Origin of the sequence: Streptomyces sp. MCA2 (genome assembly GCF_023544705.1) — a bacterium.
GTDB classification, from domain to species: Bacteria; Actinomycetota; Actinomycetes; order Streptomycetales; family Streptomycetaceae; genus Streptomyces; species Streptomyces decoyicus.
Genome location: NZ_JAMJFM010000065.1, coordinates 17,066 through 32,868, shown reverse-complemented (window position 1 = coordinate 32,868; position 15,803 = coordinate 17,066). Strand labels below are relative to the sequence as shown.

Genomic DNA, 15,803 nt, shown 5'->3' with positions numbered 1-15,803 from the left:
CGGCCGCACGCCGTCGCGGCGGAAACGGTCTCCCCCGCGACGGCGTGCGGACCCGGGCGCTCTCAGCGCCCCAGCCGCCGGTACCTCCGTACCGCCAACGGGAAGAACACCGCGAGCAGCACCAGCGGCCACACCACGGCCAGCAGCCCCGCGTGCCCCGCCGCCCAGCTGTCCCCGGACCACCGCGGGTTGGCGAACAGTTCACGCACCGCGCTCGCGGTCGCCGACATCGGGTTCCACTCGGCGACCGCGCCCAGCCAGCCGGGCATCGACGCGGCGGAGACAAAGGCGTTGGAGAGGAAGCCCACCGGCCAGACCAGGATCTGTACCGCCTGCACCAGCTCCGGTCTGCCCGCGAGCAGACCGAGATGGATGCCGATCCACAGCATCGCGAACCGCAGCAGAAGCAGCAGCCCCACCGCGGCCAGCGCGTCGAGCACACCACCGTGCCGGCGCCAGCCCATCGCCAGCCCCACGCCGATCATCACCAGCAGGCTCAGCGCCGACTGGAGCATGTCCAGGACGCTGCGTCCGACCAGCACCGCGGACGGCGCCATCGGCATCGACCGGAAGCGGTCGAGCACCCCCTTGCCGAGGTCCTGGGTCACCGCGATCATCGTCGATTCGAGCCCGAACGCCATGGTCAGCGCGAACATCCCCGGGACGAGGTACTCCTTGTAGTCGCCGCCGCCCGGCACGGCCATCCCGCCGCCCAGGAAGTACCCGAACATCAGCAACAGCAGCACCGGAAAGACCAGTTGGACGATGACCTGCACCGGCTGTCTCGCCCAGTGCGCGAGACCGCGCCGGGTCATCGTCCAGGAGTCGGTGACCGCCCACACCATGCCGCTCATACCGTCGTGCCCTCCTTGTCGGCGTACCCCGCCGCGGCGGCCGACGGGCGCGCACCGGCCGCACCGCCCGTGCCGCCCGCACCGCCCGTGCCGCCGGCCGCCCCGTCCCCCGTCAGATGCAGAAACACCTCGTCCAGCGTCGGCCGCCGCACCGCGAGGTCCGCGGCCTCGATCCCCGCCGCGGCCAGCACCCGTACGGCCTCCGCCAGCCCCGCCATCCGGTCGGCGACGGGCACGCTCAGGCGGCGGCCCTCCGCGTCCGCGGCGACCGCACCGCCGCCCGCCGCGCTCCCCAGCGCCTCTCCCAACAGGCTTGCCGCCCGGCCCAGTTGTCCGGCGTCGTGCAGGACGACATCGATCCGGTCGCCTCCGGTCGCGGACTTCAGCTCGTCGGGGGTACCGTCCGCGACCACCCGGCCGCCGTCCACCACCGAGATCCGGTCCGCGAGCTGGTCGGCCTCCTCCAGATACTGCGTGGTCAGCAGCACCGTCGTACCGCCGTCCACCAGCGAGCGCACCGCCTGCCACACCTCGGTACGGCCCCGCGGATCGAGCCCGGTCGTGGGCTCGTCCAGAAACAGGATCCGCGGCGCCATCACCAGGCTCGCCGCCAGATCGAGCCGGCGCCGCATCCCGCCGCTGTAGTGGCGCACCGCCTTGCGGCCGGTATCGGCGAGCCCGAACCGCCCCAGCAGCTCGTCCGCCCGCTCGCCCGCCCTGCGCGCCCCGAGGTGGAAGAGCCGCCCGAACATCTCCAGGTTCTGCCGCCCGCTGAGCTCCTCGTCGACCGCCGCGTGCTGGCCGAGCAGCCCGATCCGCAGCCGCACCTCGTCCGGCCGGCGCAGCACATCGAAGCCGGCGACCTCGGCCCGGCCGCCGTCGTGCCGCAGCAGCGTGGACAGGATCCGTACGAGAGTGGTCTTGCCCGCGCCGTTGGGTCCGAGGACACCGTGCACGACGCCGTGCGGAACGGTCAGGTCCAGCCCGTCCAGGGCCGCTTTGGTGCCGTAGTGCTTGTGCAGTTCTTCGACGACGATCGCATGATCGCGGTCCGTCACGACATCTCCTCCCGGCTGTAGTCAAGTTTGACTACGTGCGCCCGAAAGGTAATTCCTCCCGCTCGGTTAGTCAAACTTGATTAATGAGCTTCCGTTGCGGCGCCGTCGCCGCCCTCGCGCCCGGCGGCCCCGTCGCCTCCGGGCTCCACGCCCCCCTGGGAGCGCGCACTCTTCGCCGCGTACGGGTTCTCCTGCCCGTCCGCCAGCACGCCGACGAACGGCTCCCCCTCGCCGGCGAAGACATACGCCCCGCCCTCGATCCGCTCGATCAGCCCGCGCGTCCACACGGCGCCGCTGTCCGCGGAGTGCACCCACATATTCATGATCTCGCCGATGTGGCCGAGCGTTTCGGGCCCTTCCTCGGGCGTGTAGTACTCGGTGACCGTGCTCCGCCACTCCTCCAGCGCCCGCACCCGCTCCTTGAGCAGCGCCACCGCCTCGGCCCGCGGCAGATCGACGACGAAGCCGATGGCCGCGCTGAGCATGTCGACCTTCTGGTCGTGCTGGGCGAGCGCGGCGCGCAGCAGCGCGAAGTACTCCGCCTCGCCCGCCGCGGTCAGCTCGTACTCGGTACGCGGCGGACCGCCGGCGGTGCTGGGCGCGATGTCATGGGCGTGCAGCAGCCCTTGCTTGGCCATCTGCTTGAGCGCGTGGTAGATCGAGCCCGGCTTGGCGTTGGACCACTCATGGGCACCCCAGTACTCCAGGTCGTTGCGCACCTGATAGCCGTGCGCCCGGCCGTGCTGCCGCACGGCGCCCAGTACCAACAGCCGGATCGCCGACATCGTCTCCTCTATCCCTCACGCGCCCTTGCCGTCAGCCTAGAACGCCCCGGCAGGGCGGGGCGCTCACCCCCGCTGCGCCTGCTGCTCCTCGTCCACCAGCGCAAAGGCCGTCCTGCCGTCCAGGGACTCGCGGAGGATGTCGGCGTGGCCGGCGTGCCGGGCCGTCTCCTCGATCAGATGCAGCACCAGCCAGCGCATCGAATGCCGGGCCTGCGGCGGGTACCAGGGCGCCTCGGGCAGCGGGAAGGTGTCGTTCAGGCTCGGCACGGAGCGGATGAAGTCCTCCGTGCGGCTGGCGACCTTGTCCCAGAACGCCAGCACCTCCGCCAGGCTCTCGCCGTCCCCGAGCGCGAAGCTCAGGTGCCAGGTCTCGGCGTTCCGCTCGATGGAGTGCGGCCGTTCCTGCGCGGTCTCCACCCAGGTCTGCTCGGTCTCCGCGACATGCTTGACCAGTCCGGCCAGTGACAGCTCACTGACGCTCGGCCGCCGGGCCGCCTGGGCATCGGTCAGCCCCAGGACCGAGCGCCGCAGCCCGCCGCGCTGGGCCTCCAGAAAGGCCAGCAGCGCGCCGGCCTCGTCGCCGTGGGCCTCGGCAAGAACGTGAGTGGGCATGGGATCCGCCTTTCCTGACATCCGTCGGCGGCCGGCTTCTCGCCGTCCGCCTTTCGACATCACTCAAGGTAGGAGCCCTTGCGGTCAGCTTCTGTCCGCAACTCGCCGCGGACCGCCCCGGATCCCCGCACTTCTCAGAACGGGAACTGCGACCGCCCGTGCTGGATGGAGATCCACTTGGTGGTGGTGAACGCCTCCACCATCGCGTCGCCGTTCAGCCGCCCCACCCCGGAGCTCTTCGCGCCGCCGAAGGGCACGATCGGCTCGTCGTGGACCGTGGCGTCGTTGACGTGGAACATCCCGGTCTCGATGCGCTTGGCGAACCGCACCCCGCGCTCGATGTCCCTGGTGTGCACGGCACCGCTGAGCCCGTAGGGCGTCGCGTTGGTGAGCCGCACCGCTTCCTCGTCGCCGTCGAACGGAACCAGCACCACCACGGGCCCGAAGATCTCCTGTTGCAGCAGCGGGGAGTCGTCCGGCAGCCCGCTCAGCACGCTCGGCGCCACCAGCGTGCCCCGGGTCTCGCCGTGCAGGAGCGCCGAGGCGCCGTCGGCGACCGCGCGGTCCACCAGCGAGGTGATCGCCTCGGCCTGGCCCTCGTTGATCAGCGGGCCGATATGGGTCTGCGGGTCGGTGGGGTCGCCCACCTTCAGGGCCGCGACCCTGGCGACGAACTTCTCGGTGAACTCCCGCTCCACACTGCGGTCCACGAGCACGCGGTTGGCGGCCATACAGACCTGGCCCTGGTGGACGAAGCGGCTGAAGACGGCCGCGTCCACCGCGTAGTCGACATCGGCGTCGTCGAGGACGACCAGTGCGCTGTTGCCGCCCAGTTCCAGCACGGAGTGCTTGAAGTTCGCGGCGGCGACCGTCGCGACATGCCGGCCGACCTTCTCGGAGCCGGTGAAGGAGATGGTCTTGGGCACCGGGTGCTCGATCAGCGCGTCACCGATCTCGGCGATGTCGGTGACCACGACGTTGAGCACGCCCGCCGGCAGCCCCGCCTCCTCGAAGATCTTGGCGACCAGACCGCCGCCGCACACCGGGGTGTTCTGGTGCGGCTTGAGGACGACGGCGTTGCCGAGGGCGATGGCGGGCGCAACGGACTTCAGCGACAGCAGGAAGGGGAAGTTGAAGGGGCTGATGATCCCGACGACACCGACCGGCAGCCGGTAGAGACGGTTCTCCTTGCCGTCGATGGGCGAGGGCAGAATGCGGCCCTCGGCGCGCAGCGCCAGCTGGATCGCCTCGCGCAGGAACTCCCGCGCCAGATGCAGCTCGAAGCCCACCTTGACGAGCGTGCCGCCGACCTCGGCGGCGATCGTCTCGGCCAGCTCCGCCTCGCGGTCGTCGATGATCCGCAGCACGCGCTCGAAGACGAGCCGCCTGGCGTACGGATTGGTGGCGCCCCACTCCCGCTGCGCGCGCTCCGCGGCGCGGTAGGCCTGGTCTATCTCCTCGACCGTGGCGACGGGTATGGAGGTCAGCTTCTCGCCGTTATAAGGATTGAAGTCGACGATGTCCCATGAGCCGCTGCCGGCCCGCCACTCGCCGTCGATGAACTGATACGCCAACTCGTCGAAGTAGGACATGCCATCCCGATCTGGAGAACAGGGCGCTCAGGGCGCCGCATTGGGGGGTGCTGACTCCTGATGGTGCGCCATCCTACCGATGCGTCACATCAGTTGGAGTAGACCACGCAACAGGTCCCTGGTCTCGGCCGGATTCGGCCCCTCTTCCTGGAGGCGGTCCATCACCCGCGCGTACTGCGCCACCTCTTCGGGCTTGTCGACATAGAGCGCACTCGTGAGCTGCTCCAGATAGACGACGTCCGGCAAACCCGACTCCTGGAAGCCGAGCATGGTGAAGGCTCCGCTCTCGCCCGCATGCCCTCCCAGACTGAAGGGCATCACCTGAAGCCGCACATTGGGGCGCTCGGACACCTCGATCAGATGCTTCATCTGCTCGCGCATGACGGCACGTTCGCCGTACGGGCGACGCAGCGCGGCCTCGTCCAGCACACAGTGGAACTGCGCAGACCGCTCGGCCACCAGCAGCTTCTGGCGCTCCAGACGGAGCGCGACGCGACGTTCTATCTCGGCGGGCCCGGCATCCGGCATGCCGCGTCTGACGACGGCCTGCGCATAGGCCTCCGTCTGCAACAGACCGTGCACGAACTGGACTTCGTAGACGCGGAGGAGGGACGTGGCGCCTTCCAGACCCACATACGTCTGGAACCAGCCGGGCAGCACATCGGTATAGCTGTGCCACCACCCGGCGACATTCGCCTCCCGCGCCAGCGACAGCAGCGCCTCGCGCTCCTGCTCGTCACCGACGCCGTACAGCGTGAGCAGGTCCTCCACATCACGTGCCTTGAAGCTCACGCGGCCCAACTCCATGCGGCTGATCTTCGATTCGGACGCACGGATCGAGTAGCCGGCCGCCTCACGGGTTATCCCACGCGATTCACGCAGCCGGCGGAGCTGCGACCCGAGCAGGATCCGCCGCACCACCGACCCGCTCGACTCACTTGCGGACACCTCTCAGACCCTCCTGTGACCCCGCCCTGTCCCAACAGTGGGCCGCAGTCTGCCACGTTCGGGCTTCGTTGAGTGCTCATCCGGTTACTGATATGTGAGGCTCCCGCAAGCCCTCCACGCGAAGCGGCAGGAAGAATTCCGGAGGAATCATCCCGTGCCGGTGCAATCGCGTCACGTGCACGTGCATCTGCCCTTGCATCTGTCCCGCGCATTGGGAACCATAGGCGTCGCACGCATGCACGCTCGTGAAAGATCCGCCAGATCCGGCTGACCGGCCAGGGTCATGACGTCCGCGAACGCCAGGAGTGCCTCGCATGGGGACCAAGGTTTTGACCATGCTCGAGCCGTTATGGCAGGGCTTTCCTCCCGTCGACCCCTTGGCTGTCTCCGGCTCCGCATCCCGCACACTCCCGGCTCGCTATGAATCGGTGCGCTGTGCACGTGCGTTCACTCGCGAGACCCTTCAGGGCTGGGATCTGGACGACCTCTTCGACTCGGTCGCCCTGGTGGTCTCCGAACTCGTCACCAATGCCCTGCGGCACGCGATCCTCGCCGCCCCGGAGCATCCCGACGCCGCGCCGCCCGCCCGGATCCATCTGATGCGCTGGTCCTCGCGGCTGATCTGTGCCGTACGGGACCCGAGCGATGACTCACCGGTCGCCGGCGAGGCGGATTCCGCCGCGGAGTCGGGCCGCGGGCTGTATCTCGTGGAGTCCTTCAGCGACAGCTGGGGCTGGCATCCGCTGGCCGGTGCCGCACACGGCAAGATCGTGTGGGCGCAGTTCCGGCTGCCGTAGCCGCTTCCTCACACCGGGCGCACCGTCACCTACGGGCGCCCGGTTGCGCTGTGCCGCCCGGTGCGCGCACCGCGCCGCATACGGGGCCCGCACTCCGGCGGCCGCCCGGCCGCCGACGGGCGCTCAGTCCCGTACGAGATGGTCGAACTCGCCGTCCTTGATGCCGAGCAGCATCGCCTGGACCTCGGCCGGTGTGTAGACGAGCGCGGGTCCGTCCGGGAAGCGGGAGTTGCGCACCGCGATGTCACCCCCGGGCAGCTTGGCGAACTCCACACAGGAGCCCTGGGAGTTGCTGTGCCTGCTCTTCTGCCATGCCACATCGCGGAGATCCGTGGCGGCCATGCCGTTGTATGCGTGGAGCACAGGGGTCTCCCGGTGATAAATGGTGTCAACTGCCCGGGAGCATAGCTGCGTTCTCATGCGGATGCATGCGCAGATGCACGTGCACGACAACGGGTGCCGAGGCCGTCACAGCTCGTCGAGCACCCGGTCCGGCCCCCTGCGCACCGTCGGCCGCAGGCCATCGCCCCTGATCCGATGCCTCTTACACCTGGTACGGGCCGACCGGGCCCAAGCCCTCATCGCCGAGGGAGAGACGTATGCCACGCCGCACGGGTTCCAGGGTCCGGGCGGTCGCCCGGCCGGCCCGCCCTGCCGAGTGGCCCCGTACACACGAGAAGGCCCCCTGCGCGTCACCCGCAGGGGACCTCCCGCCCGTCACCGGACGGCACCCGTCACCGAGCGGCGGCCGTCACCGGAAGGCGACCGTCACCGTGACGCATACGGGAGCAACGCCATCTCCCGCGCGTTCTTGATCGCCCGGGAGAGCTGCCGCTGCTGCTGCGCGCTGACCCGGGTGATCCGGCGGCTGCGGATCTTGCCGCGGTCGGAGAGGAACTTCCGCAGCAGACCGGTGTCCTTGTAGTCGATGTACGTGATGCCCGCCGCGTCCAGCGGATTGGGGCGGGGCGTGGGCGTCCTGCGCGGGTCGTGCCGACGGGGCATGAGAACTTCCTTGTACGTGCGGGGTGAGAGGTGCTGATGTGTGCGCCGGGGCGACCGGCCCGTGCCGGAACGACCGGTTCCGTACGGACGGCCCCGGCCCCTCCTACGAAACGGGGTCGAGGAGTGCGTCGAAGGCGGGCGGCAGGCTCTTCCAGGCCGGCGGGCCGCCCTCGTACTCGGCGTCGGTGAGCAGACAGGACTCCAGCAGGGACTCCAGTCCCTCACGGTCCAGGCCCGGCGAGGTGAAGACCAGATGCTGGGCGCGGTCCCCGTGCTCGGGGTGCCAGTCCAGCGCGGCGGCGGCCCGGCGCATCGGCGGCACCATCTCCCATGCGGCGTCCGGCAGCGAGGCCAGCCACGGCCCGGCGTTCTCCACGCACAGCGCGCCGCCGGCCGCGTCCCACGACAGCAGGGTGTCCGGGCGGTCGGCCAGCCAGAACCGGCCCCGGCTGCGCGCGGCCGCACAGGTCAGATCCTCCAGCGCGCCGTAGAGCCGCTCGGGGTGGAAGGGCCGGGTCTGCTGCCATACGAGCGTGCCGACGCCCTCCGCGTCGGCCTCCTGCGGCAGCAGCGCACAGGCCGGGTGCTGGCGCGCCGCGGCCGCCGCCACATCGAAACCAGCCGTCGCCGCGGCCGCCAACTCCCCTGATTCCACGGGGACCCGGAGGGCCATCGGATGCAGCTGGTCGAGCAGGGCGAGGTCGGCCGGCTCCGCCGCCTCCTCCCCCGTGGCGATCGCCAGCACCGGCGCGTACTCCAGCTGTCGCGCCCAGGTGTCGGCGACCGTGCGCTGGTCGGAGGCCGCGGCGGCGAGGCCGGCCTCCGCGAGGTCGTCGCCGCAGCCGAGGTAGGGCAGCAGCAGCGCGGGGTCGACGGCGGTGACGACACCGGTGAGTGCGAAGTTCTCGCTGCCGCAGGCGGTGACCACCTCGGCCATCGCCTTGGGCTCGACCGAGTCCCACAGTTCCACGACGGCCAGCCGGCAGGTGCGGCCGGCGGCCAGCCGCTCCAGCTCGGGCACCAGGTCCTCGCGCAGCGCACAGCAGGCACAGTCGTTGACCAGCGGTGCCGATCCGGTGTCGAGGATGCCGCCCGCATCGCGGACCGTGCGCCGCACGGTGCCCTCGGCGGCGGAGGCGAGGTCGTGGTGGAGGGCGACGCTGCCGGGGACGGACCGCAGCAGCCGCTCGACGGCGGCCCGCCGCGCCTCCGCGTGCAGGCCGCCCACCAGCACGACAGGGAGCCGTTCCATCAGCGGGCCTCGCGCTTGCCGTAGCGGCGCTCGAACCGCTCGACGCGGCCCGCGGTGTCCAGCACCCGGGCGGTGCCCGTGTAGAAGGGGTGGCTCGCCGAGGAGATCTCGACGTCGATGACGGGATAGGTGTTGCCGTCCGTCCACTCGACCGTCGCGTCACTGGTCGCGGTCGAGCAGGTCAGGAAGGCGAAGTCGGCGGCCCGGTCGCGGAAGACGACCGGCTCGTATGCGGGGTGGATTCCGGACTGCACGGTGCTCAGCGCTCCTCTCGGAAGGCGACATGACGGCCGGCCACCGGGTCGAACTTGCGCAGTTCCAGGCGGTCGGGGTCGTTACGGCGGTTCTTGCGGGTCACGTAGGTGTAGCCGGTGCCGGCGGTGGACCGGAGCTTGACGACCGGGCGTAGTTCGTTGCGGGCCATGTGGTTAGTATACGGAAATGGTTTCCATTTTCAATAGGCTCCCACCAGGGGCCCCGACCGGAAGGACCGCACCGTGTCCGCCCACTGCCAGCTGACCGGCCGCAAGCCGGGCTTCGGCAACTCCGTCTCCCATTCGCACCGCCGCACCTCGCGCCGCTTCGACCCCAACATCCAGCGCAAGCGCTACTGGCTCCCGAGCGAGGGCCGCCACATCCGGCTCACGCTGAGCGCCAGGGGCCTCAAGACCGTGGACATGATCGGGATCGAGGCCGCCGTGGCCCGTATCCGCGCACGAGGGGAGAAGGTCTGATGGCCAAGCAGAGCAAGATCGCCAAGAACGAGAAGCGCCGCGCGACCGTCGCCCGCTACGCCGCCCGGCGCGCCGTCCTCAAGGCCGTCATCCGCAGCCCGCACACGCCGGAGCAGGAGCGCACCGCCGCCCGGCGCGAACTCTCCCGCCAGCCGCGGGACGCCAGCGCCACCCGGGTACGCAACCGCGACAGCGTCGACGGGCGCCCGCGCGGCTACTTCCGCGCCTTCGGCCTCTCCCGGGTACGGCTGCGCGAGCAGGCGCACGCGGGCTATCTGCCGGGGGTCCGCAAGTCGAGCTGGTAACGCGCCGCCGGCCGTCCGGCCCCGGGGACGCCCCCCTGGACCGGACGGCCGGACCGTTCGGGTAATACTGGACAGAACGTCCGCCGGCATCCCCGACGAAAGCGAGCGCGCTCATGCTCCGCAACGCCTTCGAGCCCTGGCATCTGCTCCTGATCATCGCGGTCCTCGTGCTGCTCTTCGGCTCGAAGAAGCTGCCCGACATGGCGCGCGGCCTGGGCCGCTCGATGCGCATCCTCAAGTCCGAGGCCAAGTCCCTCAAGGACGACCGCCCGGACGGAACACCCCACGCGGATTCCGCCGCCCGCCACTGACACCGGGCCGCCGCCCGCCCCGGACCCGCCGGACGGGCCCTGGCGGTCGCCGCCCGGACCCCTAGTGGTCGCCGCCCTCGTCGATCAGCCGCCGCACCTCGCGGTCGATCAGCCCCAGCCGGGCCTCGGCGACCAGCGGTACCGCACGCCGCTGCCGCCGCGCCTCGGCGAGATCGATCTCGACGGTGACCAGCGAGGGCTCCCACTTGGGCGCCTGCGCCACCACCGCGCCCCGCGGGTCCACCACCCGTGAGCCGCCCCAGAAGGTCGCGCCGAGCTCATTGCCCACCCGGTTGACGAAGACCACCCAGCACTGGAGCATCCGCGCCGTATAGGACAGCAGCGTGTCCCAGTACAGGCCGGTGTCCATCGCCTCCGGATCCAGGCTCGCCGCGCTGTTGGTCGGGACGAACAGCACCTCCGCGCCGTCCTGCACCGCCAGCCACGGCAGCGTCGGCTGCCAGGCGTCGTTGCACACCAGCGTCGCGCCCCGGCCGCCGCTCCTGGCCCGCTTCAGCTCGTACGCCCGCAGCGACTGCCCCGGGCTGACGTGCTTGCGCTCCTCCCAGGCCAGGTAGTTGGGGAGGTACAGCTTGCGGTGCGCATGCACCAGCTCGCCGGCCGAGTAGTGCGCCGCGGTGTTGTACGCCCGCAGGCTGGTGTGCTCGTGGAAGCCGACCAGCACATCGGGGCCGAGAGTACTGAGCCCCAGCAGCCGCGGATCGCTGGCCTCCAGGGCCTCGTCGCGCTTGAGCGCGCCCAAGTGGTAACCGTGCAGGCTCAGTTCGGGAAAGACGACGAGATCCGCGCTCTGCGCCGCCGCCTGCTCGATCTGCTCACGGGCGGCATCGAGGTTCTCCGCCACCTCGCCCAGCACACAGTCCGTCTGCGCCAGCGCAATGAGCATGGCCCCACCTCATCGACCCATTACTTTTGTGGCTTTCATCCCAATTTTGCCAGAGGTTGAGGAGAGCGGCACGGCCCCCGCGGCGCTCCCGGTTCCGCACCGGTTCAAACACCCGGAAGACGGGTCCCCACCAATGAGCGAAAGAACGATCCTCCCCGTACCGGACACCGCTTCCGCGCGTTGATCTGCACGATCCGTCGTACCCCCCGCAGGGCCGCTTCCAGCCGCAGCACCGCCCGGCGACAGCGGTACGACGGCCCGGTCGAGCCGTCCGGAAATTCCGACGGCCGGCTCGACCGGGCGGCCCAGGCCGAGCGGCCCGCCGGACCCGCTCGGCCGGCCGCCGAGCCCCTGGAGACCCCAGGGAGCACCCGGCCCGCCGCCTGGGCTCCTCGCGCTCACCTGTGGCGCGCACGGCCCCTGCGCAGCAGCAGCGCCCCGCCCACCAGCAGACCGCCGCCCGCACCGGCCATCACGCCCAGCTCACCGGGCCCGGTGGACGCCAGCAGCGCGGAGCCCGCCGACGCCCCGGCCCGCGCCACCGCTCCCGCCCGCTCCTCCTGCGCGAGCCGCGGGGCGGGCCCGGGGGCGGGCGCCACCGGCGCTGCGGCAGGGTGCTCGGCCCGCTCCGGGGCCGGTCGCCGCTCCGGCTCCGCGCGGTGCTCCGCCTCCGGGGTCGTCCAATGCACCCCCGGGGCCTGCTCGGCCCCCAGTGGCTGCCGGGCCACCGAGGTCCGTTGCACCGGCGGAGGCCGGTGCAGGGCCGCCGCGGGCGGCGCACCGTTCCCGCAGGTGTTGCCCATGGCCGGGTTGAGCGCCGCGCCCCCGTCGACCGAGTTGCCACACACATTGACCGGGGTGTCCACGGTCACCTGGATGTTGTTCCCGGACAGCACCCCGGGAGAGTTCGTCGCGCCGCCCCCGGCGCCGGCATCCGCATACGCCACGCCGCCGCCCGCGCCGAGCACGCCCGACGCCGCCGCCACTACGAACACGCACGTCTTCAGGCTCTGTCGCATCTCTCACCCCTCGTCTCCGTCATGGCGTACGAGCTGCCGCCCGCACGCCGGTGGTGCTCGCGCGACCGGGGGGTCGGCAGCGCGTGAGCGGAGCCGACCCCCCGGAGTCGCAAGCGGTGGACCGGCCGGAGCCGGATCGCCGTCAGCGGTTGCCGACGCCGTTGCCGGACAGCACCGCGAGGTCGTCCACGATGTGCGACAGCGCCTCGTCGCCCTTCGCCTGGCTCGAGTTCTCGACGCACTGCTGGTTCTGCGGCGACGACAGGATGTTGATGTCCTGGGCAACGAGCCCCGCGAGAGCGGCGTTGACCTTCGGAAGGCCCAGGCAGAGGTCGTTCAGAGAGCCCTGGACGAGCCCGAGCTGGGTGCTCAGCTGGCCGGTCGTGGTGGAGTTGCCGTAGAGCGACTTGGCACCGTTGCCGTTGACCGTGGTCGTGCCGCGGTCGTTGCCGATCGCCATGGCCTGCGGGGCGGCCGCCGCGGACATTCCCACGAGCGAGGCCGCAATTGCCGCACCCGCCATCATCTTCTTCATCGTGCAAACCCTTCAGGAGAACGAACTCCCGGCACGGGAGCCCTGTTTGAATAACCCGTCACACCCGCACGGGTTCCGCATCATCACCCGAACAGACGGCGATGGCTTTCCCGGAAAAGACGTCACGTGCACTAAGTGGACCCATATCGCCCGGCGTCACCCTTTCCGAACCGGTCGGGTGAACCGAATTTCATTCCTCGGACCGGGAGCAGCTTTCCGGGCGGACGGTATGACAAAGGGCCCACGCCGCCGATGAACGGATACGCAGGCCCTGCCCTGTGTTCTCGGCCGGCATGCCAATGCCCTGGCGACCCCATCAATTTCACAAGGGCATTGGCATGCTTCCCTCCACACATCCTTCTCAACGATCCGGTGCGCCGAATATCAGTCACGGGCGAATAACAATTCCGCGCACCGGTGTCCACCGCTGCCGCTCCGGACGCACCCGATTCGCGCAACCATGGCAGCAAAAACCCGGGCCGCCCAGAAGAAGGAGGGCTGGGCGGCCCGGGCCTTACTCAGCCGCTCAGTGGTTGCCGGCACCGTTGGCGGAGAGCAGCGCGATGTCGTCCAGGATGTGCGACAGCGGCTCGTCGCCCTTGGCCTGGGTCGAGTTCTCGGTGCACTGCTGGTTCTGCGGCGACGACAGGACATTGATGTCCTGGATGACGGCTCCGGCGCCGCCGAGGTTCAGCTTGGGCAGGGCCAGGCACGGCTTGTTGAGCGAGCCCTGGATCAAGCCGATCTGCGGGCTCATGTAGCCGTACGTGGTGGAGTTGCCGTAGAACTGCTTCGCACCGTTGCCGTTGACGGTCGAGGTTCCGTGGTCGTTGCCGGTGGCCATCGCCTGAGGGGCGGCAGCGGCGGCAATTCCGACAATGGACACAGCTACAGCTGCGGTCGCAAGTGTCTTCTTGATCATTGATAGTCCTTCGTGTTTCGGGTTGCCCTGGGACGGGCACGCTGCCCAACTCGAAAGAATTGAGTTGGGTTGTGCTGATTCACTCAAATGAGCTTGCCCCTGGTCGGTCATACCGAGAAGGGGAACCGCCCGGGACATACAGGCGGGACGCATTCGAAGGGCCACGGGCCCCCGAGTAGAGGCTTCGGCCGGGGCTCGCGAAGCATTCGGCGACTGCGGAATCCGGAAACGATGAACCGTGAATATCCGCGCCGGTCGGCCGGGGAGCAATCCGCCGGTGAGGCGAGGTTCACGAACATCACGTCCCGCACCGGCGAACTGCTCGGTGCCCGCTCGGCCGGCGGACGAGGCCGCGCGCCCGGGAATTACTTGCCGAGGGGCAGACCGCCGAGCAGCTTGCCGTTCTTGGCGGCGGCTCCGGTGACGTTCCCGAGCAGCTTCTTCGCGCTGGTCGACTTGACCTTGTCCGTCGTGGTCTTGACCGTCTTGACCAGCGGTGCAAGCTGGTGACCGTCCAGCTGCTTGCTGCTCAGCGCGTCCGTCAGACCGCCGTTGAGGCTCATGGTCGGAGCGCCGGGCTGGGCGGCGAAAGCGGGCACGGCCGCAGCCAGCGCCATGACGGAACCAACAGCAATTGCGGCAGACTTCGCGTACTTCACTTTCAACTGTCCCTTCTCGGGCGGTGCTTGAAGGTGCCGCGGCACAAGCGCCGCGTGAGCATTCACTTCACTGCTCGGATCACCGCATTCACCCTGACTAACGAGTGCCGTCTCGTGGAGAAACTCTGAAGTTCCGCATTCTTGACCACGCCACTCAAAAGGTGCGGGCTTTTGCGATTTCAGCGGCCGGGGCCGGGGCCGAACACCGACCGGCCCCGGTGCGCAGACGACAGCGCACACCGGGACCGGATCAAATGAACACGGCTCGAATCTCTTCGAGTCAGTGGTTCAGGCAGTTGTTGCCGAACGCCGGGTTCAGCAGCGCAACGATGTTGACGGTGTTGCCGCAGAGGTTGACCGGGATGTGAACCGGCACCTGGATGGCGTTTCCGGAGAGCACACCGGGAGAGTTCTTGGCGCCACCCGCGGCACCCGCGTCGGCGAACGCCGGCGCAGCCGAGCCCACCGCCATGAGCGTACCGGCAGTGATTGCTGCGACCTTTGCGTACTTCACTTTGAGCCCTTCCTGCAGCGGGTCCGTAGCGAACACGACCGTCGTGTCGCTCGGGCGCTGATCTGCTCGCCCGTAACGCCGCTGCCGATATTGGTAACGATTTCTCCTCGTGGACGAAACTCTTACCGGGAAGTTTTCGGAGGAATCGCCCGAAGGGTGCAAGAACGTTTCAGGAGATTGCCACCGCGCATACGACGCGGAAAAAACACCGGAGTTCGAACGTGCGAGGCACCCGCCGAATAACAATTCCCGCCGGAAAAGGCAGGAAAATCTTCGGTCTTACGGCTCGTAAGGGGGTGTCGCGGGCCCGGACCGCTCAGGAAGAGAGAGCCGGCGGCCGGGCCTGCGACCGATGGCCGGGTCAGCGGTTGCCGACTCCGTTGGCGGAGAGCACCGCGATGTCGTCCAGGATGTGCGACAGCGGCTCGTCGCCCTTCGCCTGGCTCGAGTTCTCGACGCACTGCTGGTTCTGCGGCGACGACAGGACGTTGATGTCCTGCACCACGGCCAGCGGGGCGATGCCGGCGTTCACCTTGGGCAGGGCGAGGCACAGCTTGTTCAGCGAACCCTGGACGAGCTCCAGCTGCGGGCTCATCTTGCCCCTGGTGGTGGAGTTTCCGAACGCCGAAGCGGCGCCGTTGCCGTTGACCGTGGAGGTGCCGTTGTCGTTGCCAACAGCCATCGCCTGGGGGGCGACCGCCGCCGAAATGCCGACGATGGACGCGGCTACAGCCGTCGTGGCCAGGACCTTCTTGATCACGATTTACCCTTCTAGAAGCGGAGTGCCCGTATACGGAGCGCTCTGGTCAACTCGCTTCTGGGGGTGCGGTTTCGCCGTTTCACCCGAATGCCACGAAACCATAGATACATATCACTGGACCCGGGCGGTGTTCACCCTCCGGGGCGCCATTTGGCATTTCAAAGGCCGGTACGAAGAATCCGTACCGGCCTTTGGCATCGAAAGCCCCGACCTTGCGGGCCGGGCCTCAAGTGC

General features: G+C 69.6%; 22 protein-coding genes. 4 read left to right on the top strand and 18 right to left on the bottom strand.

What is annotated here, in order from left to right; genetic code table 11:
* Window positions 1–62: 62 nt before the first annotated feature.
* The 6 genes from M8I34_RS36080 to M8I34_RS36055 all read right to left on the bottom strand — a co-directional run bounded on the left by M8I34_RS36080 (window position 63) and on the right by M8I34_RS36055 (window position 5,849).
* Window positions 63–854, bottom strand: a complete 792-nt coding sequence (locus tag M8I34_RS36080; RefSeq protein ID WP_250057024.1) for an ABC transporter permease — start codon at window positions 852–854, stop codon at window positions 63–65.
* On the bottom strand, window positions 851–1,912 hold the full coding sequence (locus M8I34_RS36075) for an ATP-binding cassette domain-containing protein (protein WP_250057022.1): 1,062 nt from the start codon (window positions 1,910–1,912) through the stop codon (window positions 851–853). The genes M8I34_RS36080 and M8I34_RS36075 overlap by 4 nt, the downstream gene beginning before the upstream one ends.
* An 80-nt stretch (window positions 1,913–1,992) precedes the next feature.
* Complete coding sequence (locus tag M8I34_RS36070; RefSeq protein ID WP_250057020.1) at window positions 1,993–2,697, bottom strand: PadR family transcriptional regulator; 705 nt, start codon at window positions 2,695–2,697, stop codon at window positions 1,993–1,995.
* A gap of 63 nt (window positions 2,698–2,760) precedes the next feature.
* Window positions 2,761–3,309 carry a DinB family protein gene (locus M8I34_RS36065; protein WP_250057018.1) on the bottom strand — a complete coding sequence of 183 codons (549 nt, stop codon included), beginning with the start codon at window positions 3,307–3,309 and terminating at the stop codon, window positions 2,761–2,763.
* Between the two features lie 134 nt (window positions 3,310–3,443).
* Window positions 3,444–4,901, bottom strand: a complete 1,458-nt coding sequence (locus M8I34_RS36060; protein ID WP_250057016.1) for an aldehyde dehydrogenase family protein — start codon at window positions 4,899–4,901, stop codon at window positions 3,444–3,446.
* Between the two features lie 84 nt (window positions 4,902–4,985).
* Entirely contained in the window at window positions 4,986–5,849 is an 864-nt protein-coding gene (locus M8I34_RS36055) for a helix-turn-helix transcriptional regulator (RefSeq protein ID WP_078889781.1), read from the bottom strand.
* A gap of 314 nt (window positions 5,850–6,163) precedes the next feature.
* Here M8I34_RS36055 and M8I34_RS36050 point away from each other — a divergent pair, with 314 nt between their 5' ends.
* Window positions 6,164–6,646, top strand: coding sequence for an ATP-binding protein (locus M8I34_RS36050; protein WP_030992055.1), 483 nt, complete (start codon window positions 6,164–6,166; stop codon window positions 6,644–6,646).
* Between the two features lie 123 nt (window positions 6,647–6,769).
* On the opposite strand, the gene M8I34_RS36045 is transcribed toward M8I34_RS36050, so the two are convergent.
* The 5 genes from M8I34_RS36045 to rpmG all read right to left on the bottom strand — a co-directional run bounded on the left by M8I34_RS36045 (window position 6,770) and on the right by rpmG (window position 9,327).
* Window positions 6,770–7,009 (bottom strand): DUF397 domain-containing protein, encoded by a 240-nt coding sequence (locus M8I34_RS36045; protein ID WP_244419517.1) that lies wholly within the window; start codon window positions 7,007–7,009, stop codon window positions 6,770–6,772.
* Window positions 7,010–7,414: 405 nt separating this feature from the next.
* Window positions 7,415–7,651 carry a 30S ribosomal protein S18 gene (gene rpsR, locus M8I34_RS36040; RefSeq protein WP_250057014.1) on the bottom strand — a complete coding sequence of 79 codons (237 nt, stop codon included), beginning with the start codon at window positions 7,649–7,651 and terminating at the stop codon, window positions 7,415–7,417.
* A gap of 103 nt (window positions 7,652–7,754) precedes the next feature.
* Entirely contained in the window at window positions 7,755–8,903 is a 1,149-nt protein-coding gene (locus M8I34_RS36035; RefSeq protein WP_250057012.1) for a GTP-binding protein, read from the bottom strand.
* A complete protein-coding gene (locus M8I34_RS36030) occupies window positions 8,903–9,157 on the bottom strand; it encodes a type B 50S ribosomal protein L31 (RefSeq protein ID WP_250057010.1) in 255 nt (84 codons plus the stop codon). The genes M8I34_RS36035 and M8I34_RS36030 overlap by 1 nt, the downstream gene beginning before the upstream one ends.
* Before the next feature lie 5 nt (window positions 9,158–9,162).
* Window positions 9,163–9,327, bottom strand: a complete 165-nt coding sequence (gene rpmG / locus M8I34_RS36025) for a 50S ribosomal protein L33 (RefSeq protein WP_250057008.1) — start codon at window positions 9,325–9,327, stop codon at window positions 9,163–9,165.
* 73 nt (window positions 9,328–9,400) lie between these two features.
* Between rpmG and rpmB the strand changes: the two genes are divergently transcribed.
* The 3 genes from rpmB to tatA all read left to right on the top strand — a co-directional run bounded on the left by rpmB (window position 9,401) and on the right by tatA (window position 10,253).
* Complete coding sequence (rpmB, locus tag M8I34_RS36020) at window positions 9,401–9,637, top strand: 50S ribosomal protein L28 (protein ID WP_030992063.1); 237 nt, start codon at window positions 9,401–9,403, stop codon at window positions 9,635–9,637.
* Window positions 9,637–9,942, top strand: coding sequence for a 30S ribosomal protein S14 (gene rpsN / locus M8I34_RS36015; protein ID WP_030992065.1), 306 nt, complete (start codon window positions 9,637–9,639; stop codon window positions 9,940–9,942). Before rpmB ends, rpsN begins: the two co-directional genes overlap by 1 nt.
* Before the next feature lie 113 nt (window positions 9,943–10,055).
* Window positions 10,056–10,253: a Sec-independent protein translocase subunit TatA gene (tatA, locus tag M8I34_RS36010; protein ID WP_037840173.1), complete on the top strand. Its 198-nt coding sequence runs from the start codon at window positions 10,056–10,058 to the stop codon at window positions 10,251–10,253.
* Between the two features lie 61 nt (window positions 10,254–10,314).
* Here the strand turns inward: tatA and M8I34_RS36005 are convergent, their stop codons facing one another.
* The 7 genes from M8I34_RS36005 to M8I34_RS35975 all read right to left on the bottom strand — a co-directional run bounded on the left by M8I34_RS36005 (window position 10,315) and on the right by M8I34_RS35975 (window position 15,569).
* Complete coding sequence (locus M8I34_RS36005) at window positions 10,315–11,160, bottom strand: nitrilase-related carbon-nitrogen hydrolase (RefSeq protein ID WP_250057006.1); 846 nt, start codon at window positions 11,158–11,160, stop codon at window positions 10,315–10,317.
* A 398-nt stretch (window positions 11,161–11,558) separates the two neighbouring features.
* The gene (locus M8I34_RS36000) at window positions 11,559–12,179 is read right to left on the bottom strand and encodes a chaplin (RefSeq protein WP_250057004.1); all 621 of its coding nucleotides are present in this window, start codon (window positions 12,177–12,179) and stop codon (window positions 11,559–11,561) included.
* Between the two features lie 142 nt (window positions 12,180–12,321).
* Window positions 12,322–12,714 carry a rodlin gene (locus M8I34_RS35995; protein ID WP_250057002.1) on the bottom strand — a complete coding sequence of 131 codons (393 nt, stop codon included), beginning with the start codon at window positions 12,712–12,714 and terminating at the stop codon, window positions 12,322–12,324.
* 526 nt (window positions 12,715–13,240) lie between these two features.
* Complete coding sequence (locus tag M8I34_RS35990; protein WP_250057000.1) at window positions 13,241–13,636, bottom strand: rodlin; 396 nt, start codon at window positions 13,634–13,636, stop codon at window positions 13,241–13,243.
* A gap of 365 nt (window positions 13,637–14,001) precedes the next feature.
* Entirely contained in the window at window positions 14,002–14,253 is a 252-nt protein-coding gene (locus M8I34_RS35985) for a hypothetical protein (protein ID WP_048828870.1), read from the bottom strand.
* 322 nt (window positions 14,254–14,575) lie between these two features.
* Window positions 14,576–14,809, bottom strand: a complete 234-nt coding sequence (locus tag M8I34_RS35980) for a chaplin (RefSeq protein WP_030992077.1) — start codon at window positions 14,807–14,809, stop codon at window positions 14,576–14,578.
* Between the two features lie 361 nt (window positions 14,810–15,170).
* Window positions 15,171–15,569 (bottom strand): rodlin, encoded by a 399-nt coding sequence (locus M8I34_RS35975; RefSeq protein WP_250056998.1) that lies wholly within the window; start codon window positions 15,567–15,569, stop codon window positions 15,171–15,173.
* Window positions 15,570–15,803 lie beyond the last annotated feature (234 nt).

Coding starts and splice junctions, on each gene's coding strand:
- M8I34_RS36035 (WP_250057012.1), bottom strand. CDS start 8,903: ATGGAACGGCTCCCTGTCGTGCTGGTGGGCGGCCTGCACGCGGAGGCG.
- M8I34_RS36080 (WP_250057024.1), bottom strand. CDS start 854: ATGAGCGGCATGGTGTGGGCGGTCACCGACTCCTGGACGATGACCCGG.
- M8I34_RS36000 (WP_250057004.1), bottom strand. CDS start 12,179: ATGCGACAGAGCCTGAAGACGTGCGTGTTCGTAGTGGCGGCGGCGTCG.
- rpsN (WP_030992065.1), top strand. CDS start 9,637: ATGGCCAAGCAGAGCAAGATCGCCAAGAACGAGAAGCGCCGCGCGACC.
- rpsR (WP_250057014.1), bottom strand. CDS start 7,651: ATGCCCCGTCGGCACGACCCGCGCAGGACGCCCACGCCCCGCCCCAAT.
- rpmG (WP_250057008.1), bottom strand. CDS start 9,327: ATGGCCCGCAACGAACTACGCCCGGTCGTCAAGCTCCGGTCCACCGCC.
- M8I34_RS36065 (WP_250057018.1), bottom strand. CDS start 3,309: ATGCCCACTCACGTTCTTGCCGAGGCCCACGGCGACGAGGCCGGCGCG.
- M8I34_RS35990 (WP_250057000.1), bottom strand. CDS start 13,636: ATGATCAAGAAGACACTTGCGACCGCAGCTGTAGCTGTGTCCATTGTC.
- M8I34_RS36070 (WP_250057020.1), bottom strand. CDS start 2,697: ATGTCGGCGATCCGGCTGTTGGTACTGGGCGCCGTGCGGCAGCACGGC.
- M8I34_RS36060 (WP_250057016.1), bottom strand. CDS start 4,901: ATGTCCTACTTCGACGAGTTGGCGTATCAGTTCATCGACGGCGAGTGG.
- M8I34_RS36050 (WP_030992055.1), top strand. CDS start 6,164: ATGGGGACCAAGGTTTTGACCATGCTCGAGCCGTTATGGCAGGGCTTT.
- M8I34_RS36005 (WP_250057006.1), bottom strand. CDS start 11,160: ATGCTCATTGCGCTGGCGCAGACGGACTGTGTGCTGGGCGAGGTGGCG.
- M8I34_RS35995 (WP_250057002.1), bottom strand. CDS start 12,714: ATGAAGAAGATGATGGCGGGTGCGGCAATTGCGGCCTCGCTCGTGGGA.
- tatA (WP_037840173.1), top strand. CDS start 10,056: ATGCTCCGCAACGCCTTCGAGCCCTGGCATCTGCTCCTGATCATCGCG.
- M8I34_RS35985 (WP_048828870.1), bottom strand. CDS start 14,253: ATGGCGCTGGCTGCGGCCGTGCCCGCTTTCGCCGCCCAGCCCGGCGCT.